The organism is Sphingomonas sp. Root710 (assembly GCF_001429065.1).
GTDB lineage: Bacteria > Pseudomonadota > Alphaproteobacteria > Sphingomonadales > Sphingomonadaceae > Rhizorhabdus.
In genome coordinates, this window is the sequence record NZ_LMIB01000016.1 from 88,552 (window position 1) to 105,678 (window position 17,127).

Genomic DNA, 17,127 nt, shown 5'->3' on the forward strand with positions numbered 1-17,127 from the left:
GCTCATGGCGCCATGCCGCACGATGGAGTCATCGATGAGCAAGCAAATCCTCGTAAACGCCTTTTACATGGCTTCCCCTGCCCAAGCCTGGACCGGGCTCTGGGCGCATCCCAAGGCCCAGGGCGAACGCTATAACCAGCTGGACTTCTGGATCGAACTGGCGCGGACCGCCGAGCGCGGCCTTATCGACGGCATCTTCCTTGCCGATACGCTTAGCGTCAACGACGTCTATCAGGGCAAGCCCGACGCGGTGATGCGCGCAGGTGGAATGTTCCCGTCGAACGATCCGATGATGCTCATCCCGGCGATGGCCGCCGCGACCCGCCATCTTTGCTTCGGCGTAACGGCCAACACGACGTACGAACCGCCCTATCTGCTCGCGCGCCGCCTCTCGACGCTCGATCAGCTTACCGGCGGACGGCTCAGTTGGAACGTCGTGACCGGCATCCTCGCGTCAGCTGCGCGCGCGATGGGTGTCGAGCCTGTGCCGCACGACAAGCGCTACGATCTGGCCGACGACTATATGGACCTCGTCTACAAGCTCTGGGAACAGAGCTGGGACGATGACGCCGCGGTGCGCGACAAGGCTGCGCGCATCTTCACTGATCCCGCCCGCGTCCGGAAGATCGTCCACGACGGCCAGTATCGCTGCGAAGGCTATCACGCCTGCGAGCCGTCACCGCAGCGGACTCCCTTCATCTATGCGGCGGGGTCGTCGGGACGAGGCACCGTCTTTGCCGGGCGGCACGCCGAGGCGGCCTTCACAGCGGCGAATGACAAGGCGAGCGCCAGACGGATCGTCGACAGCTACCGCAGGGCAGCCCAGGAAGCCGGCCGCACCGCCGACAGCATAAAGGTCTTCAACGCGGTGACCGTGATCGTCGCGCCGACCGAGGCGGAGGCGCTCGACCTGAAGCGCCAATATGCGGACTACAGCAGCGTGGAAGGCAATCTTGCCATGATGTCCTCCTTCCTGGGCATCGATCTGTCGCGCTATGATCCCGATGATCCGATCGAATATATCGAAAGCAATGCGATGCAGTCGGCGGTCGAGGCGATGACGCGCTACAATGGCGGCCGCAAGGTCCGGGTGCGGGATATCGCCGCCTTCGAAGACGTGCCGGGGCGCGAGCCGTTCATCGTCGGATCGCCCGGGCAGGTCTGCGACGCGATGATCTCGTGGATCGACGATACCGGCCTCGACGGCTTCAATCTTGTCCGCACCGCCGAACCCGCGGGGTTGCAATCCTTCATCGATCTCGTCGTGCCCGAGTTGCAGACGCGCGGCCGCTACAAGACCGGCTATGCGCCCGGCACGATGCGCGAGAAGATGTTTCCCGAAGGCGCCGCGCGCCTTCCCGCTGATCATCCCGGTGCAGCTTTTCGCCATCGGCGGGACGCGATGCCTCACGAGACTGCTTAGGATAGGACGATGCAGGAAAGTTCGACCATATTGGAGACGTTCCGGCGCTGGGCCTTCGGCAACGTCCGCGTGACCCGGGTGCTCGAACTGCCGCCGACGCCATTCGACCCGGCCATGTTCATTCAGGCGACGCGGCGCGAGATCCTCGAGCATCGCGATTGGCTATGCCCTTCCTTCGCCACGGAGGATGGCGACATCATCCTGCATTTCCAGGCCTTCATCATCGAAGCCGGCGGCAAGCGGATCATGGTCGACCCCTGCATCGGCAACGACAAGCCGCGCGGCCATCCGCTTCTCGACCGGCTCGACAATCCCTTTCTGGCGCGGCTGGAGCGAGCGGGCTTTCCGCGCGAGAGCATCGATTTCGTGCTGTGCACGCATCTGCACGTCGATCATTGCGGGTGGAACACGATGCTCGTCGACGGCCGCTGGGTGCCGACCTTCCCGAACGCGCGATATCTGTTCGCCCGCGAAGAAGTTGCCTATGCGGCCGCCGATATGGCGGAGGAGGCGAAGGCGATCTTCGAGGATTCGGTGCAGCCGATCCTCGACGCCGGCCTCGCCGAACTGGTCGAACCCGATCATATGATCGTCGAAGGCGTCCGGCTCAAGCCCACGCCGGGGCATACGCCCGGCCATTGCTCGATCTTCATATCATCCGAGGGCGCAGAGGCGATCATCAGCGGCGACGTGATCCATCATCCCCTGCAGGCCGCACTGCCACACGTCTGCAGCAATTTCTGCTGGGACGAGGAACGCGCCATCGCCACCCGCCGGGCCATGCTGGCCCATGCCTGCGACAATGATGCGATGATGCTGGTCGCGCATTTCGCCGGGTCGTCCGGCGTATATGTGCGGCGCCACGGCGATGCCTGGAAAGTCGAGGAAAGCTGATCGTCAGCTCCCGGCCGTTTGCCGGCATCACCGCCCAGCTTCAGGAGAGGGGAGCCCCATGAGCACCAATCCCGTGTTCAACGACAACAAGCTCAAGCTCGGAACATTTTGCACCAATGGCCGCGGGGCCACCCACTCGCTCGCGCCCGAAGCCAATCAGCTGACATGGCCCCTCGCGCTCGAGGTCGCGCGCGAAGTCGACCGCGCCGGATATGAAGCGGTCGTGCCCTATGCCCGCTGGAAGGGCTATATCAAGGCCAAGCCCAATCACGTCTCGGGCGAGGTGCTCGATCCCTTCACATGGGCGGCCGCCATTGCACAGGCGACTCGCCAGGTGGGCGTGTTCGTCACGTCGCACGCGCCGACCATCCATCCGATCGTGGTCGCCAAGCAGACCGCGACGATCGACATCATTTCCAACGGCCGGCTCGCGCTCAACGTCGTCGGAGGATGGAACCGCCCCGAGCTGGAGATGTTCGGCGCGCCGCTGCGCGAGCACGACCAGCGTTACGATTATCTCGCAGAATGGCTGGATATCCTGAAGCGGCTATGGCGATCGACCGAAGAGTTCGACCATCATGGCGACTTCTTCGATGTCGTGCAGGCGATCTCGAATCCGAAGCCGGTCCAGCGGCCGCACCCGCCGATCATGAACGCCGGGCATTCGGACCGCGGCCGGCGTTTCGCCTGCGAGCATGCCGATCTGTGCTTCATCGGTATTCATTCGGAGGCGCCCGAAAGCATCCGCGCCGAGATCGAGAAGTACAAGAACATGGCGCGCGAGCAGTTCGGCCGCGATGTCCAGGTCTGGGCGCATAGCTATGTCGTCCAGCGCGACACGCAGCGCGAAGCGGACGATTTCGTCGACTATTATGCGGTCCGGCACCAGGATCGCGAGAGTATCGATGGCCTGATCGCGCTGTCGGTTCCCGAGGTGAAGGACATGCCCCGCGAAAAATGGGAGGCGGTACGCACCCGCTACGCCGCGGGTTTCGGCGGCTTCCCGCTGGTTGGCACCGCCGGGCGCATCGCCGAACGGCTGACCATGTTGTCGGATGCGGGGCTGGACGGCGTGCTGCTGACCTGGATCGATTTTGTCGATGGCGCGCAGCGGTTCAACCGCGATGTGCTGCCGCTCCTCGAACAGGCCGGTCTTCGAAAGCCTTTCGCGGCAGCGTGACGGGCCCCGCCACCGCAGCCCGGCATCACAGCCTCAACTTGGCGACGCCGTCGGCGTCCCCGGCGGCGGCCTTGTTGTCGGAACGGACCTTCATCCGGGCGGTTCGCCAGCGGCCCGACGATACGACTTCGGCTACCTGCTCGGTCAGGAACCGCTCATAGGCGGAAACCGCCGCGGTCTTGGGCCGGTTCTTCGGTGTCGCGATCGACCAGGTCATCGAGGCGTCGGTTATCGGTATCGCCTCGAAAGCCCCGTCCGCTCCGGCCGGGGGCAAGGCGCAGGCGGACAGGATCGTATAGCCCAGGCCGCGCGCCACGAGCGGGAGGATGTTGGTCGACGGCGTTTCGATCACCGTATTCAGCGTCCCCCCTGCCGATACCAGTACCCGGTCTATGCGCCGCATGACCATCGTCAGGTTGAGCGGCAGGATCATGGGATAGCTGGCCACATCCCGCAGCGTGACGGGCCCGAGTGCCTGGAGCTGCGAACCGGCAGGCCCCAAGAAGAAGAGATCGTCCTCCACCAGTGGGTGCGACCAGAAGCTGTCCTGCTCGTCGGTCTCCACGAGTACGGCCAGCTGGAGTTCGTTCGCGTTCATGGCATCGGCCAGCGCTTCGCTGGCGTTGATCGCGAGCTTGACGTGAACGTCGGGAAATTCGCGGCGAAATCGTTCGATGACCGGATTCGTCACGAGTTCGGACCAGGAAATCGGCATGCCTACCGACAATGTCCCATGCGGCCGGGACTGGCTGGTCTCGAGCTGGCTCTTCAGGCCGTCGACTTCGTCGAGAAGAATCTCCGCCTTCAGGCGAAGCGTCTTGCCCGCTTCGGTCAGGATGACACCGCGTCCGTGGCGCATGAACAGCGGCAGGCCGAAATGCTCCTCCAGATGCCGCAGATGCTGCGTCAGCGACGGTTGGGTGATGTGAAGGCCCACGGCCGCGCGGGTGATGCTGCCATATTCGGCGACCTTCAGAAAATAGCGCAGGCTGCGGAGATTCATAGGCAGGCTCCCCTTGTTGTTACGGATTAATCCATAGGCCAAGGCCTATGGATAGTATAATTTTTATCGCGCTAGTCCGACTGGTTGCGTCGACCTAATCTCGGTGCCGACAATGCGGACCAAGGGTTCGCGATCGGTGAGCAGGACGATGTGCAGGCGGCCGCGCTGGGCGCTGCGCTCCCGGAAGATCGATCAACAGGAGAAGGCATGTCACGGTTCGATGGAAAAGCGGCACTGGTCACTGGGGCCGGAAGCGGGATCGGCCGGGCGACCAGCCTCGCCCTCGCGGCGCGCGGCGCACATGTGTGGGTCACCGATTTCGATCGTGCCGGGGCCGATCGTACGGTCGAACTGATCGCGCAGGCCGGCGGCCGAGCCAGCGCGGTCACCCTCGACGTCCGGATCGAAGCCGACTGGGAAGCCGCTTTCGGCCTGTGCGACGCGCACGAAGATGCGCTGACCATCGTGGTCAACTGCGCGGGCAAGTCGATCCTGGCGGACAGCTTTTCCATGCCGCTCGACGATCTCCGCTTTGTCATGGCGATCAATGTCGAAGGCGCCTTCCTGGGCATGAAACATGGTATTCCCAGGATCGCGGCTTCGGGCGGCGGCGCCGTGATCAACATCTCCTCGATCATGGGATTGAAGGGCAAGGCCCGCATGGCCGCCTATTGCGGGGCCAAGGGCGCCGTCCGCATGATGACCAAGGCGATCGCGCTCGAATGCGCCGATCTGCGCAACCAGGTTCGCGTCAATTCGGTTCACCCGGGCGTCGTCGACACGCCGGCCTGGCACAAGCACGACGCCAAGGAGGCGAGCATGCTGGCCGGTTCGGCCGGTGCTTCGGGGACGCTCGACGTGCACGAGGTCGCCGCGGCGATGGTTCCGATCGGCGTACCGGCCTCTGCCGAGGAAATTGCCGAGACCGTGTGCTTCCTCGCGTCGGACGCCGCGCGCCACATCACCGGCGCCGAAATCGTCATCGACGGCGGCATGACGGCCGACTGATGGCCTCCCGTTTCGAGCGAGATCCCGAGATGCGCATCCACATCGATCTGGACGGCGACACGTCAGCCCCGTGTTTCGACTTCGTCATACGGCATCCCGGCGGCGCGATACCCGCCAGCTTCTGGAACGCCCGTGCCCCACGCGGTGATCGCACGCCGCTCACGCTGCTTCAGCATGGGGGCCCGTTCCACAAGCGTCATGAGCGCACCGATGAACTGGCCAGGACGATCGTCGACCGGATCGACAGCGCGGTCCTGCTCATCGACGGCCCCATCCACGGCCAGCGCCGCGACGACGAACCCGAGCTGATGGAAATGCTCGGCATCTTCGAGCGTCACTGGCGGACCGCGCCCGGTATCGATGGATATGTATCGGACTGGCGGATCGCGCTGGATGCCGTGCTGCAGCATGGCTGGGCGGACGCGGATCGCATCGCATGGTTCGGCATGTCGATGGGCACGGCCTATGGCATTCCGCTCTGCGCCGCGGACGACCGCCTCAAGGCGGCGGCGCTCGGCATGTGGGGCACCGACTGGGGCCAGGAAAGCGACCTGCTCGATGGCGCGCGCCGGATGCGCACGCCGGTCCTGTTCCAGATCAAGCTGGACGACGAGATTTTCTCGACATCGGGCCAGCGCGCCCTGTTCGATGCCATCGGCTCTGCCGACAAATGCCTGCACAGCTTTGCGGGCGGCCATTCGCTGACCGCCCCGGGACAGCTCGACCAACTTCTCGATTTCATCGCGGCCGCGCTTGGCGGCGGCGGCGACGAGCGTCTCTAGGAGATAATGATGACCGACCCGGCCTGGCGCTCCAGAGCCACCGTCGAGGGCCCGATGCGTGTCGCAAATCGCATGCATCTGCGGGCGACCGGCCTTGATGACGAGGCTATCGCCAAACCCTTTGTCGGCGTCGTTCATACCCATGCGGAGGTCAGCCCCTGCGTGATGTCGCTTGCCCCGCAAGCCGCGGCGGCGAAGGTTGGCGTCGAGGTGGCGGGCGGAACGGCGCGCGAATTCTCGACCGTATCGATATCCGACGTCTGGACGATGGTGCACGAGCATGGGCCGCAATTCAGCCTGATCTCACGCGAACTGATCGCGGACTCGGTGGAACTCGTCCTGCAAGGTCAGCGCTACGACGCCGCGGTCACGCTGGGCGCATGCGACAAGACCGTCCCCGGCATGATGATGGCGATGACCCGGGTCAACATCCCCGGGGTCTATGTTCATGGCGGCGCCGCGCTTCGCGGCTGGCAAAACGGCGAACACGTCAACTTCTATCGCGTGTTCGGCGATATGGACCAGGTGCTCAACGGCGAGCTCAGCGAGGAAGAGCTCGAGCGGCTGAACGGAGACGCGATGGTGTCGGTCGGCACCTGCCCGGGCCTCAACACCGCGAGCACCGGCGCGACCTGCGCGGAGATCATGGGATTCTCGGCGCTGGGCACGGCCACGATCCCTGCGGTTTTTTCGGAGCGGCTGGCGCTGGCGCGCAAAGCCGGCGAACGCGCAGTGAAGCTGTTGCTCGACGGCGGTCCCCGCCCGCGCGACTGGGTGACGCGCGAGAGCCTCGAAAATGCGGTCACCGTCGTCGCGGCCACGCGCGGTTCTTCGAACATGCTGCTGCACCTGCCGGCGATCGCCAACGAGGCGGGCGTGAAGTTCGAATTGAAGGACATGGCGGAGATCCTGCGGCGCACGCCCCGCATCACCAGCCTGATACCCAACGGCCCGCACGCATTGATCGATCTGCATCGCGTCGGCGGACTGCCCGTGATCTTCAAGTCGCTGCTCGACGGCGGGTTGCTACATCCGCACACGCTCACCAACGACGGACGCCCGCTGGCCGAGGCCCTCGCCGGGGCCGCAGCGCCCGACGGGACTATCGTGCGGCCCTGCGACAATCCCTTCCAGCCCGACAGCGGCATCGTCGTCCTGCAAGGCAACCTCGCCCCCGGGGGCTGCATCGTGAAGACCGCCGACATTCCCAGCCTCGTCTTCGAAGGGCCCGCGCGCGTGTTCGATGGCGACGCGGCCGCGCGCCAGGGCATCGCGGCGGGGGATTTCAGCGCCGGTGAGGTCATCATCGTCCGCGGTGAGGGACCGCGCGGCAGCCCTGGCATGCGGGAAATGCTGGACGTGCCGATGCCGATCCGCCAGCGCGGCATGGGCAAGGAAGTCGCCCTCGTCACCGACGGGCGCTGGCCAGCAGGAACCGGCGGACTCTGCGTCGCCCACGTCTCGCCGGAGGCGCATGGCGGCGGTCCGCTCGCCCTCGTCCAGAACGGTGACACGATCCGGATCGACGCCGAGCGCGGGACGATCGACTTCAAGATATCGGACGAGGAAATCGCGCGCCGCCGCGCGGTTCTGCCGCCGTCCAGATTTTGGAATGGCGGCGTGGGCGAAAAATATGCCCGCACGGTCGGCCCCACCCATCTGGGCGCCCCCACCCATTCCTATGGCTGAGAGACATCCAGCCCGCGCGATGCCGCCGTTCGGCGGGGACGGCGCGGGCCAACCACGTGACTGGACGACATCATCATGACCGCACCTAGCCCGACGATACGCATCATGCCGACAAGTTTCGGCGTCGCCGCCGGACCGCGCCAAGCGCCACCCCATGCGGACTATCGCCCCGGTCCGATCAGGTTCAGCCGTTACGTCGTGCGCGTTCTCGGCCGCCACGACCAGTTGAGCGCGTTGCTTCCGAAGGGTCTCGTGCTGCGCGGCGACCCGATGGCGCAATTTCATTTCTTCTGCCTGCGGGACATCCCCTGGCTCGCGGGACGGGGTTACAACATCCTGTCGCTGATGATCCCGGTGCGCCATGCCGGTACGGGGGGCGAGGCCATCGATGGCGTCTTCACCGCCGTGATGTGGGAGAATATGGGCGATCCGATCATCACCGGACGTGAGCAGCTCGGCCACCCCAAGCTTTATGCGCAGTTGCCCGATCCTCGCCACCTCAACGGCGAGACGCACATCCGCGCCAGCTGGGAAGGATTCACCTTTGCGGAGATGAAGCTCGCCTGCGACGCGCCGGCCGCCCCCGCACTGGTCGCGGACATCGGTGCGAGCGTGGGGTCGGGGATCATCGCGCACAAATATATCCCGCGCAGCGGGCAGTGGGAGACCGCCGATGCCGATTATCTCACGCTGTCCCCGGTGCCCGGTGCGGCGAACCTGGCCGACCCGCAACCGGCGCCCGCCGTCCGGGTGGGCACCGGCCATATCAGCTTCAACGTTCCGACGTGGCAGGACATGCCGACGCAATATCACATCGTCGAAAAACTGGCTGCGCTGGAGCAATCAGCCCCGCTCGACGCCTTCGTCATGGAAGGCACCACATATCTCGACTTCCGCGACCAGACGATACTCAACTGAACGACAGGAGGACCAGGACATGTCTGCGCTTTCGCTTCCCGTTATCGGCGCCTTCCTTTTCACGATCGTCGGTCAGGCGATCGGCCTGTCGCTCATCCCGGCGACGCGCGGCTTCACCGCGGTCCTGCCGACGATCGGCTGCGTGGTGGCGTTCATATCCAGCTTCGCGGTGTTCGCCCGTCTGGTGAACAACGGGGTGGAGCTCAGCATGCTGACGCCGATCATCACCGTCACGCTTCAGCTGGTCGTGCTCGTCATCGGCATCACCGTGTACCACGAGTCCGCATCGGTGGCGAAGATCGGCCTGCTGCTCGGCGCAACCGCGCTGATCGCGACCGCGACCCAAGTCTAGCAAGACATCATAAACGCGCCTGCAGCGCATTCGAAGAGGATGACCCGGCCATGTTGGACAATCTCAAACTTCTTATCGGCGGTGAACTCGTGGATGGCGATTCCACGATGGAGGTGATCGACCCGGCAACCGGCGCCCCCTTCACCACCGTTCCGCGCGGCTCGGTGCGACAGGCCGAACGCGCGATAGCCGCCGCCAAGGCCGCGCAGCCGGCCTGGGCCGCGCTGCCGCTCGAAGACCGCCGGGCCCGCATGGCGGCGTTTGCCGACGCGATCGGCGCGAACGCCGACAAGCTGGCCCGCGCGCTGGTGCGCGAACAGGGCAAGCCGCTGCCGGAGGCAAGCTTCGAGATCGCCGCGACCGAGGCTTTCATCCGCCATTTCAACACCATCGACCTGCCGGTGGAGGTCGTTCAGGATGACGATGTCCGCCGCGTCGAAATCCACCGCAAGCCGCTCGGCGTCGTCTGCGCGATCATGCCCTGGAACTTCCCCGTTCTCCTCGCCGCGTTCAAATTCCCCGCGGCGCTGCTGGTCGGCAACAGCTTCATCCTGAAGCCGGCGCCGACCACGCCGGTCACCTCGCTGATGCTGGGGGAACTGGCGAAGGATATCTTCCCCGCCGGGGTGTTCAACGTCGTGACCGATCTCAACGATCTCGGACCGGCGCTGACCGATCATCCCGATGTCGCCAAGATCTCGTTCACCGGGTCGAGCGCGACCGGCAAGAAGGTGATGGCGGCGGCGGCATCGAGCCTCAAGCGCATCTCGCTCGAACTGGGCGGAAACGATGCCAGCATCGTGCTCGACGATGTCGACGTCGCCACCGTCGCGCCCAAGATCTTCTCCAAGGCGTTCATGAACGCAGGACAGGTGTGCATCGCCGTCAAGCGCGTCTATGCGCACAGCAGCATTTACGACGATCTTTGCGAAGAGCTGGCGCGGCTCGCCGACGAGGCGATCGTCGGAGACGGGCTGGAGCAGGGCACCCAGATCGGACCCGTCCAGAACGCCGCGCAATATGAAAAGGCCAAGACCTTCCTCGAAAGCGCGCGGCGCGAAGGCAATGTCATTGCCGGCGGCGACGTGGCGGATGGCGAAGGCTATTTCATCCGGCCCACCATCGTCCGCGACATTGCCGATGGCGCGATGCTGGTCGATCAGGAACAGTTCGCGCCGATCCTTCCCGTCATCAAGTTCGATGATGTCGACGATGCTGTGCGCCGGACCAACAGCTCCGATTACGGCCTTGGCGGGTCGGTATGGTCTGCCGATCGCGAGCGGGCCTATGCGATCGCGCGCCAGATCGACAGCGGCATGGTCTGGGTGAACGAGCATCTCGATTTCGGTCCCCATATCCCCTTCGGCGGCGCCAAGCAGTCGGGGCTGGGAATGGAGCTGTCGACGGACGGCATGCTCGAATTCTCGCAGACGTCGGTCATCAACATCTCGAAGGAGCCGGTCGGCTGACGCTGCCGCGGGCGATCGGTTTGGCTTCACACCGATCGCCCCGGCCCGCGCGCTCCGCGGCGGCGCGATGATGCGCCGCGATGCTATACAGCGTTTACTGCTCTGGCCCGGTCGCGTGCCCCGCCTTCGCTGCGCCCATCGGACCGCTGGCCTTCTGCGCCTCTGAATCGAGGTAGATCCTGATATTCTCCGCCTGGTCAGCGGAGAGATATTTTCTCCAGCCGATCATGCCATTGCCTTTCAACAAGCCGTCCATCACCACCGCTTTCCATGTTTCGCGATCGTGCAATATCGCCGAACGGCGAAGATCGGGGATGACGTTCGGGGACATTCCGGTGGGCAAATGGCAGCGGCCGCAATGCCGCAGGTAGAGCGCGCCGCCGTCGGCGATCCGCGCGGCGGGCCATTTCGTCGCCGACGGGTTGAGCGGCGGCGCGGGATCGGGATCGGCCGGGAGCCTTGCCTTGCCGCCCAGCTTGAAGGCGACGACGCCGCCCGGATGCGGCGCATAAGCGGTGCTGCTGAACTGCTGGGCGCGCGATCCGCCGACGACCGCGATATATTGCTCGCCATTCACGCTGTAGCTGATCGGGGCCGCCATGACGCCGTTCGGCAGATGGTAGCGCCACAATTCGGCGCCATCCGCCGCACGAAGCGCGCGCAGATAGCCGACGCCGACGCCGCCGCCCGCAAAGATCAGCCCGCCATCGGTTCCCAGCACGCCGGCCGGGTCGCTGGTCGGGATGCGCCAGGCCGCCTTCTGCGTCAGCGGATTCCACGCCAGCAACTCGTACGGCGGATTGGGCTGTTTCGGCATGACGATCTTCTCGCCAGGCCGGGCAAGATAGTCGACGCCCGTGTTCGTCGGCCCGCCGTCCAGATGCTTGAAGTCGTTTTGGCGACGGAACATCATCGCATTATGGTTTACGGTGAGGTAGACGATGCCGGCCTGCCTGCTGAACGCCATCGGGTGCCAGGTGTGCGCGCCGAATGCGGCGGGCTTGACGACATAGGCGCCGTTCAAATAGCGCGCCGCGGGATTTTCGACCGGCCTGCCCGTCGCGATATCGATGCGCTTTGCCCAGTTGATGCCGCCGATCAGCGGTCCCGCCGAGATCAGCTTCCCGGTCTTTCGGTCGATCACGTAGAAAAAGCCGTTCTTGTGCGCCTGCATCAGCACCTTGCGGATCCGCCCCTCGATCGAAAGGTCGGCAAGGATCATCGGCTGTGTCGAGTTATAATCCCAACTTTCCCCGGGATTGGCCTGATAATGCCAGATATAGCGGCCGGTATCGGGGTCGACCGCCAGGACCGACGCCAGGAACAGATTATCCCCGCGCCCTTGCGATCGGGCGACATGATCCCATGGCTGGCCGTTTCCGGTGCCGATATAGAGCTGGTTGAGTTCGGCATCGTAGGAAATCGCGTTCCACGCCGTGCCGCCGCCGCCATAGCGCCAATATTTTTCGCCTGACCAGGTGGGCCGGGCCAGCTTTTCGATGACCGGGTCCGAGGCCGCATTGTCGGGCCGGCCGGGTTTTCCGGGCACCGTGTAGAAGCGCCAGACGAGCTTCCCGCTCATGGCGTCATAGGCGGTGACATAGCCCCGCGCGCTGAACTCGGCGCCGCCATTGCCGATCACGACCTTGCCCCGCATCACCCGCGGCGCCCCTGTGATCGAATAGCTGGTCCCAGGTTCCGCAGTCCGCACTGTCCAGACCGGCTTGCCGGTTTTCGCGTCGAGGGCGATGAGCCGGGCGTCGATCGTGCCGACATAGATCTTGCCGGCAAAATAGGCCGCGCCGCGATTGACGACATCGCAGCACGTATAGACCGCTGCTTCACCAGGCACTTCGGGGTCGTAGGACCAGAGCTTCCTGCCCGTCGCGGCATCGAGCGCGAACACCTTGCTCCATGCCGTCGTCACATACATCACGCCGTCCACCACCAGCGGCTCGGACTCCTGCCCCCGTGTCGTGTCGAAATCGAACGACCAGGCGGGCTTCAAATCCTTGACCGTGGTCGTGTTGACGCTGTTAAGCTTGGACCAGTAGCGCCCGTCATAATCGCCGCCGCTCACCAGCCAGTTCTGCGGATCCTTCCCGGCGTCCAGCAAGCGCTGCTCATCCGGATCGGGCTGGGCGGTGCAAGCTGCCACCAGCGCGAGACAGGCCGAAAGGGACAACGCCAAAACGCCCGCCCGCAGGGGGGTTATATTTCCGATCTTCCGATGAAGATCACGGCTTGCAATGAACACCCAACGCCTCCGGAGGTCGAAAATTATCTGTCGGTTGGGCTGGCCGCTATTTCAGGCGCGTGCCGAATACGGGAACGGTCTTGTAGTTCTGGTCGATGCTGACCATCAGCGGGCGCATATTGACCAGCGCCTTGGTGAAGACCTCGCCTTTCGCAGCTTCCTCGTGGAGCTGCTTCGATGCCCAGATCTCGGTCAGCCAGATCCCGTCCTCATTCTGGCTATCCTTGGCGATGACCAGATCTATGCAGCCCTTCATCGCCACGAGCGGCCGCATGGCGTCTATCAGCGCATCGCGCTTGCCGGGCTTCGCCAGGATGTGCGCGACCACGCCATCATATTCCGCTGCCGCGGCGGGGGCCGCCATCGCCAGCGCGGCGGCCATGCCCAGAGCCATTTTCATATTGACCATCATTGCCTCTCCTATCGAGGGCGCTTCAAAGCGCCGTGTATCCGCCGTCGATCGCGATCGCCGCCCCGGCGACGAAGGACGCCGCGTCGGACAGCAGCCACGCAACCGTTTCCGCTGTTTCGCCCGGTTGGCTTATCCTGCCGATCGGATGCCCCGCGGCGACAGCCTGGCGCACCTCCGGCGACCGCAGCGCTTCCTGGAGCAGCGGCGTTTCGACCGCGCCGGGCATGATCGCGTTGACGCGCACGCCCTGGCCGCTCACCTCGGCGGCGGCGGCGCGGGTGATCCCGATGACACCATGTTTGGTGGCGACATAGTTGATCGCCAGGGGGATGCCGACCACGCCGGAGGCCGATGCGTTATTGACGATCGCGCCGCCGCCATTCGCCCGCATATGGGCAAGCTGATGTTTGACGCACAGGAACACGCCGGTGAGATTGATGGCGAGGCCCTTGTGCCACTGCTCCAGGGAGAGCTCATGAATCGGCGTTCCGCTGATCATGATCCCGGCATTGTTGAACGCGCCGTCGAGCCTGCCGAAGGAAGCCGTGGCGGCGGCGACCGCGGCCCGCACATCCTCCTCGTCGGCGACGTCGGTATGTTTGAACACGGCCTTGCCGCCCTGTCGCTCTATCTCCGCGACGACATCGGCCCCGCTGCCTTCGTCGAGATCGGCAACCAGAACGCTGGCGCCCCGCGCGGCGCACAACAGAGCGGTCGCCTTGCCGATGCCGGCCGCCCCGCCCGTTATCATTATGGCCCGGCCGTCGAGCCTCACCTTGTCAAATGCCGGCGTCGTCATCGTCATGCGCTCCCACCAAGATTATGTAGTCTCGGGACAGGTTGGAAACGGCGCGGGCCTGCGATCGAGTGGCCCGCGCCGCGCCGTCAGTCTCAGAAGCTGTACCGGCCCTCGATCACGATCTCGCGAGGCCGTTCGGGGGCACCCGCATGGTTTCCGGGCGCACCGCCAGCGATGTCGTTTGCGTAGCGGGCGACATATTCGTTGGTGAGGTTGCGGCCGATCAACGCGAGCTTCCACGGGCCGTTTTCGGGACCGACCGAAACGCCGGCGTTGAGCTTCCAATAGGACTTCTGCACCGAGAAGGGATCGAGATTGTCGTTCAGGAAATAGCCCGACGAGTAGAAGGCGTCCCCGGTGAACTCGGTCTCGAAGCCGCCGCCGACCGGCACCGTATAGGTGAACCCGGCGTTGCCCTGCCATTTGGGTGCGCGGGTCAGCCGGTGGCCGCCCAGGTCCACGGATTTGCCGGGCCCCGGGCATTGCACCACGGTGAAGCCGGCGGGACAGGGCCCGGCCGGATAGGAAACATAGCGGGCGTCGTTATAGCCGATAGAGCCGCGCAGCTGCATCCCTTGGAACGCCGCCATGGTGGCCTGGACCTCGACGCCCTTCACGCGCGCCTTGGCTGCGTTGCCGACAAGATAGCTGAGTGTCGCCTGATCGAAGGCGCTGACCTGCTGGTCGTCAAAATCGGTCGTATAGGCTGCAGCCTGGAGCACCAGCCGCCGGTCGAGCAGCTGCGCCTTGTATCCGACCTCGAAACCCTTCGATTTTTCCGGTTTGAAAGCGGTGTTGGTCGCAGTGTAGACGTTGGTCAGGAACAGCGGATAGGAAAAGCCGCCCGACTTATATCCCGTCTTGAACGCGCCGTAGAGCGTCTGGTTAGATGTCGGGTGCCATGTCAGCGTCGCCTCCGGCGACCAGTTCGAATTGGACAGAGAGCGGTCGAACAGCACGCCCGGTGCCTTGAGCGTCGCAGGGCCGTTGGGATTGACGTAGGTATTACCGTCCAGCGACGTCCTCGTCTCATGCGTGTAGCGGACACCGCCCGCCAGCTCGAGGTCGCTGGACAGGCCGACACGCAATTGCCCGAAGCCGGACCAGGACTTCGCGATGAACCGGGCGAAGCGGTCGAAGGTGTAGAAGCGCCCGTTGGCCGGGTCCGCCGCGTGGCGGCCGAAGGTCACCGCATTGTCGTTGAACTGCCGGATCCGGTCGACGAAGCCGCCGACCACGAAGTTGATCGGCCCTTCGAACTTGCTCGACACGCGGACTTCCTGGGAGAGCCCCTTCGAGTTTTCGAACGCTACCAGATAGAATGCCGGGATCGCGCCGACGTTCAGAACGAAGGAATTGGCGCTGTCCAGTTTGTAGTAGCCGCTGATCGACGACAGCGAGAGATAGTCGGTGATGTCCCAGTCGATGTTCAGCGACGCGACATGGGTCTTCACGTCGGTGTAGGGCACGCCGCCATTGGCGCCCCGCATGTCGGCGGTCAGCAGCGCCGGGAAAGCGCTCGACGCCATCTTGCTGTCGAGCTTGCAGTCGCTTTGCAGATCGACGAAGCCGAGCGCGCTCGGGTGGGCGAGTCCCCGGCTGCAGAAGGGGTCGTAATAGGAGGCGACCTGATTGTCGCCATAGGCATATTTGAACTTCGCGGTCAGCCGGCTCGTGGGCGACCAGATTGCGGTGATGCGGGCGCCCCAATCGGTACCGTGCGGAAGCCGCTTGTAATCCGCCCCCGGGATTGTCGCGCCGGCGTCAATCCAGGGTGCGAAGGCCCCGCAGGCACCGGGGGCGACGCAGGGGAAGGCTCCGGGCTGGGCGCTATTGTGGAGATAGCCCTCCATATTGGAGTAGCGCGCCGCCACGCGGACGCCGAAATTATCCGTGACCGGACCGCCGATGGCGCCCTCGATGTAGCGCTCGTCGGCGACGAACTCATAGCCGCCCCGGACAAAGCCCGCCAGTTCGGGCCCCGGATCGGCGGTCGTCACGGAAATCACGCCAGCAGGTGCGTTCTTGCCGAAGAACAGTGCCTGCGGACCCTTGAGAACCTCGATCTGGGCGAGATCGAACAGACCCGCCTGCGCCGCGCGGCCGCGGCCGATCATCACATTGTCGATATTGACGAGCACGCTCTGCTGGATGCCGGGGTCCGCGGGGGGAGAACCGATGCCGCGGATCGCGAACAGGCCGCCCGCCCCGGCGGGCACCGGCTGCAGCGTCACGAAAGGCACGATCTCCGCGACGCGGGCGAGGCTCGTGATGTTGTTTCGGATCAGCGTATCCCTCGACAGCGCGGAGACCGCGACCGGCACGTCGATCAGGCGCTCGGCGCTCCGCCGCGCGGTAACGAGGATTTCCCCATCGGCATCATTCGCGCCCCCTGAAACGGGGAGCGGCTCGTCGATCGCCGCCATGCCCCCTTCGCCGGGTTCGAGGCGTTGCGACACCCGCTTCATGAGCGGCTGCGGCTCCACCGCGAGCGTGCTGGTTCCGATCCAGGTATAGTGGAGCTGGGATGCCCTAAGCAGCGCGACCAGCGCTTGCGACGGCGTGAAGCGCCCGACCACCGCAGGCGCCGTCATGCCGCGCAGCTTGGCAGCGTTGACCGCCAGCTGCACGTTCGCGACTTTCGCGAAGGCCAGCAAGGCGCCCTCCATATCCTGCGCCGGGATATTGAAAGCTATCGGATCACGGCTCTGCTGGGCGGCCGCTGCGAAACCGGGGCTGGCGACGCCCGACAACAATGCGCCGAGCACGAAAAGCCGGAACCCGGAACGCCGCCCTGAATATGCGCGGCGCGACCCTGCCGAACGCGGTGCCATATCAACCATCGTCAACCCCTCCTCTTGGCGATCCTCTCGTGGGATCACTCCATAGAACGGATGGCGTCTGTCGATTGGGAACCCGCGGCCAATCTCAAAGCGAGATC

14 protein-coding genes are annotated in these 17,127 nt (G+C 64.9%); 9 read left to right on the forward strand and 5 right to left on the reverse strand.

Features of this window, described 5'->3' with window-relative positions; all coding sequences use genetic code 11:
• Window positions 1-34: 34 nt before the first annotated feature.
• Genes ASE00_RS17760 through ASE00_RS17770 form a run of 3 tightly spaced genes read left to right on the forward strand, consistent with a single transcriptional unit; the run spans window position 35 to window position 3,497 of the window.
• The gene (locus tag ASE00_RS17760; RefSeq protein ID WP_056383360.1) at window positions 35-1,423 is read left to right on the forward strand and encodes an LLM class flavin-dependent oxidoreductase; all 1,389 of its coding nucleotides are present in this window, start codon (window positions 35-37) and stop codon (window positions 1,421-1,423) included.
• Between the two features lie 9 nt (window positions 1,424-1,432).
• Window positions 1,433-2,317: an MBL fold metallo-hydrolase gene (locus ASE00_RS17765; RefSeq protein WP_056382816.1), complete on the forward strand. Its 885-nt coding sequence runs from the start codon at window positions 1,433-1,435 to the stop codon at window positions 2,315-2,317.
• 58 nt (window positions 2,318-2,375) lie between these two features.
• On the forward strand, window positions 2,376-3,497 hold the full coding sequence (locus ASE00_RS17770; protein WP_056382817.1) for an LLM class flavin-dependent oxidoreductase: 1,122 nt from the start codon (window positions 2,376-2,378) through the stop codon (window positions 3,495-3,497).
• A gap of 25 nt (window positions 3,498-3,522) precedes the next feature.
• Here the strand turns inward: ASE00_RS17770 and ASE00_RS17775 are convergent, their stop codons facing one another.
• Complete coding sequence (locus ASE00_RS17775) at window positions 3,523-4,500, reverse strand: LysR family transcriptional regulator (protein WP_056382819.1); 978 nt, start codon at window positions 4,498-4,500, stop codon at window positions 3,523-3,525.
• A 207-nt stretch (window positions 4,501-4,707) separates the two neighbouring features.
• On the opposite strand from ASE00_RS17775, the gene ASE00_RS17780 reads away from it, so the two are divergent.
• The 6 genes from ASE00_RS17780 (at window position 4,708) to ASE00_RS17805 (ending at window position 10,718) form a co-directional block, all read left to right on the forward strand.
• A complete protein-coding gene (locus ASE00_RS17780) occupies window positions 4,708-5,508 on the forward strand; it encodes an SDR family NAD(P)-dependent oxidoreductase (RefSeq protein WP_056382821.1) in 801 nt (266 codons plus the stop codon).
• Complete coding sequence (locus ASE00_RS17785) at window positions 5,508-6,290, forward strand: alpha/beta hydrolase family protein (protein ID WP_056382824.1); 783 nt, start codon at window positions 5,508-5,510, stop codon at window positions 6,288-6,290. The genes ASE00_RS17780 and ASE00_RS17785 overlap by 1 nt, the downstream gene beginning before the upstream one ends.
• Before the next feature lie 9 nt (window positions 6,291-6,299).
• A complete protein-coding gene (locus ASE00_RS17790; protein WP_082594851.1) occupies window positions 6,300-7,979 on the forward strand; it encodes a dihydroxy-acid dehydratase in 1,680 nt (559 codons plus the stop codon).
• 75 nt (window positions 7,980-8,054) lie between these two features.
• Window positions 8,055-8,897, forward strand: coding sequence for an acetoacetate decarboxylase family protein (locus tag ASE00_RS17795; protein ID WP_082594823.1), 843 nt, complete (start codon window positions 8,055-8,057; stop codon window positions 8,895-8,897).
• Window positions 8,898-8,916: 19 nt separating this feature from the next.
• Window positions 8,917-9,249: a hypothetical protein gene (locus ASE00_RS17800; protein ID WP_056382832.1), complete on the forward strand. Its 333-nt coding sequence runs from the start codon at window positions 8,917-8,919 to the stop codon at window positions 9,247-9,249.
• A gap of 50 nt (window positions 9,250-9,299) precedes the next feature.
• Window positions 9,300-10,718, forward strand: a complete 1,419-nt coding sequence (locus ASE00_RS17805; protein ID WP_056382834.1) for an aldehyde dehydrogenase family protein — start codon at window positions 9,300-9,302, stop codon at window positions 10,716-10,718.
• Window positions 10,719-10,812: 94 nt separating this feature from the next.
• Here ASE00_RS17805 and ASE00_RS17810 read toward each other — a convergent pair whose 3' ends face one another.
• From ASE00_RS17810 to ASE00_RS17825, 4 genes are all read right to left on the reverse strand, one after another.
• Entirely contained in the window at window positions 10,813-12,909 is a 2,097-nt protein-coding gene (locus ASE00_RS17810; protein WP_235538728.1) for a PQQ-dependent dehydrogenase, methanol/ethanol family, read from the reverse strand.
• A gap of 112 nt (window positions 12,910-13,021) precedes the next feature.
• Entirely contained in the window at window positions 13,022-13,375 is a 354-nt protein-coding gene (locus ASE00_RS17815; protein ID WP_162256493.1) for a putative quinol monooxygenase, read from the reverse strand.
• 34 nt (window positions 13,376-13,409) lie between these two features.
• Window positions 13,410-14,192 carry an SDR family NAD(P)-dependent oxidoreductase gene (locus tag ASE00_RS17820; protein WP_235538729.1) on the reverse strand — a complete coding sequence of 261 codons (783 nt, stop codon included), beginning with the start codon at window positions 14,190-14,192 and terminating at the stop codon, window positions 13,410-13,412.
• An 86-nt stretch (window positions 14,193-14,278) separates the two neighbouring features.
• The gene (locus ASE00_RS17825) at window positions 14,279-17,029 is read right to left on the reverse strand and encodes a TonB-dependent receptor domain-containing protein (protein WP_056382838.1); all 2,751 of its coding nucleotides are present in this window, start codon (window positions 17,027-17,029) and stop codon (window positions 14,279-14,281) included.
• Window positions 17,030-17,127 lie beyond the last annotated feature (98 nt).

What these genes read in the sequence shown, in the direction of transcription:
- ASE00_RS17760 (WP_056383360.1), top strand. Translation starts at nt 35, where the DNA reads ATGAGCAAGCAAATCCTCGTAAACGCCTTTTACATGGCTTCCCCTGCC.
- ASE00_RS17765 (WP_056382816.1), top strand. Translation starts at nt 1,433, where the DNA reads ATGCAGGAAAGTTCGACCATATTGGAGACGTTCCGGCGCTGGGCCTTC.
- ASE00_RS17770 (WP_056382817.1), top strand. Translation starts at nt 2,376, where the DNA reads ATGAGCACCAATCCCGTGTTCAACGACAACAAGCTCAAGCTCGGAACA.
- ASE00_RS17775 (WP_056382819.1), bottom strand. Translation starts at nt 4,500, where the DNA reads ATGAATCTCCGCAGCCTGCGCTATTTTCTGAAGGTCGCCGAATATGGC.
- ASE00_RS17780 (WP_056382821.1), top strand. Translation starts at nt 4,708, where the DNA reads ATGTCACGGTTCGATGGAAAAGCGGCACTGGTCACTGGGGCCGGAAGC.
- ASE00_RS17785 (WP_056382824.1), top strand. Translation starts at nt 5,508, where the DNA reads ATGGCCTCCCGTTTCGAGCGAGATCCCGAGATGCGCATCCACATCGAT.
- ASE00_RS17790 (WP_082594851.1), top strand. Translation starts at nt 6,300, where the DNA reads ATGACCGACCCGGCCTGGCGCTCCAGAGCCACCGTCGAGGGCCCGATG.
- ASE00_RS17795 (WP_082594823.1), top strand. Translation starts at nt 8,055, where the DNA reads ATGACCGCACCTAGCCCGACGATACGCATCATGCCGACAAGTTTCGGC.
- ASE00_RS17800 (WP_056382832.1), top strand. Translation starts at nt 8,917, where the DNA reads ATGTCTGCGCTTTCGCTTCCCGTTATCGGCGCCTTCCTTTTCACGATC.
- ASE00_RS17805 (WP_056382834.1), top strand. Translation starts at nt 9,300, where the DNA reads ATGTTGGACAATCTCAAACTTCTTATCGGCGGTGAACTCGTGGATGGC.
- ASE00_RS17815 (WP_162256493.1), bottom strand. Translation starts at nt 13,375, where the DNA reads ATGAAAATGGCTCTGGGCATGGCCGCCGCGCTGGCGATGGCGGCCCCC.
- ASE00_RS17820 (WP_235538729.1), bottom strand. Translation starts at nt 14,192, where the DNA reads ATGACGATGACGACGCCGGCATTTGACAAGGTGAGGCTCGACGGCCGG.
- ASE00_RS17825 (WP_056382838.1), bottom strand. Translation starts at nt 17,029, where the DNA reads ATGGTTGATATGGCACCGCGTTCGGCAGGGTCGCGCCGCGCATATTCA.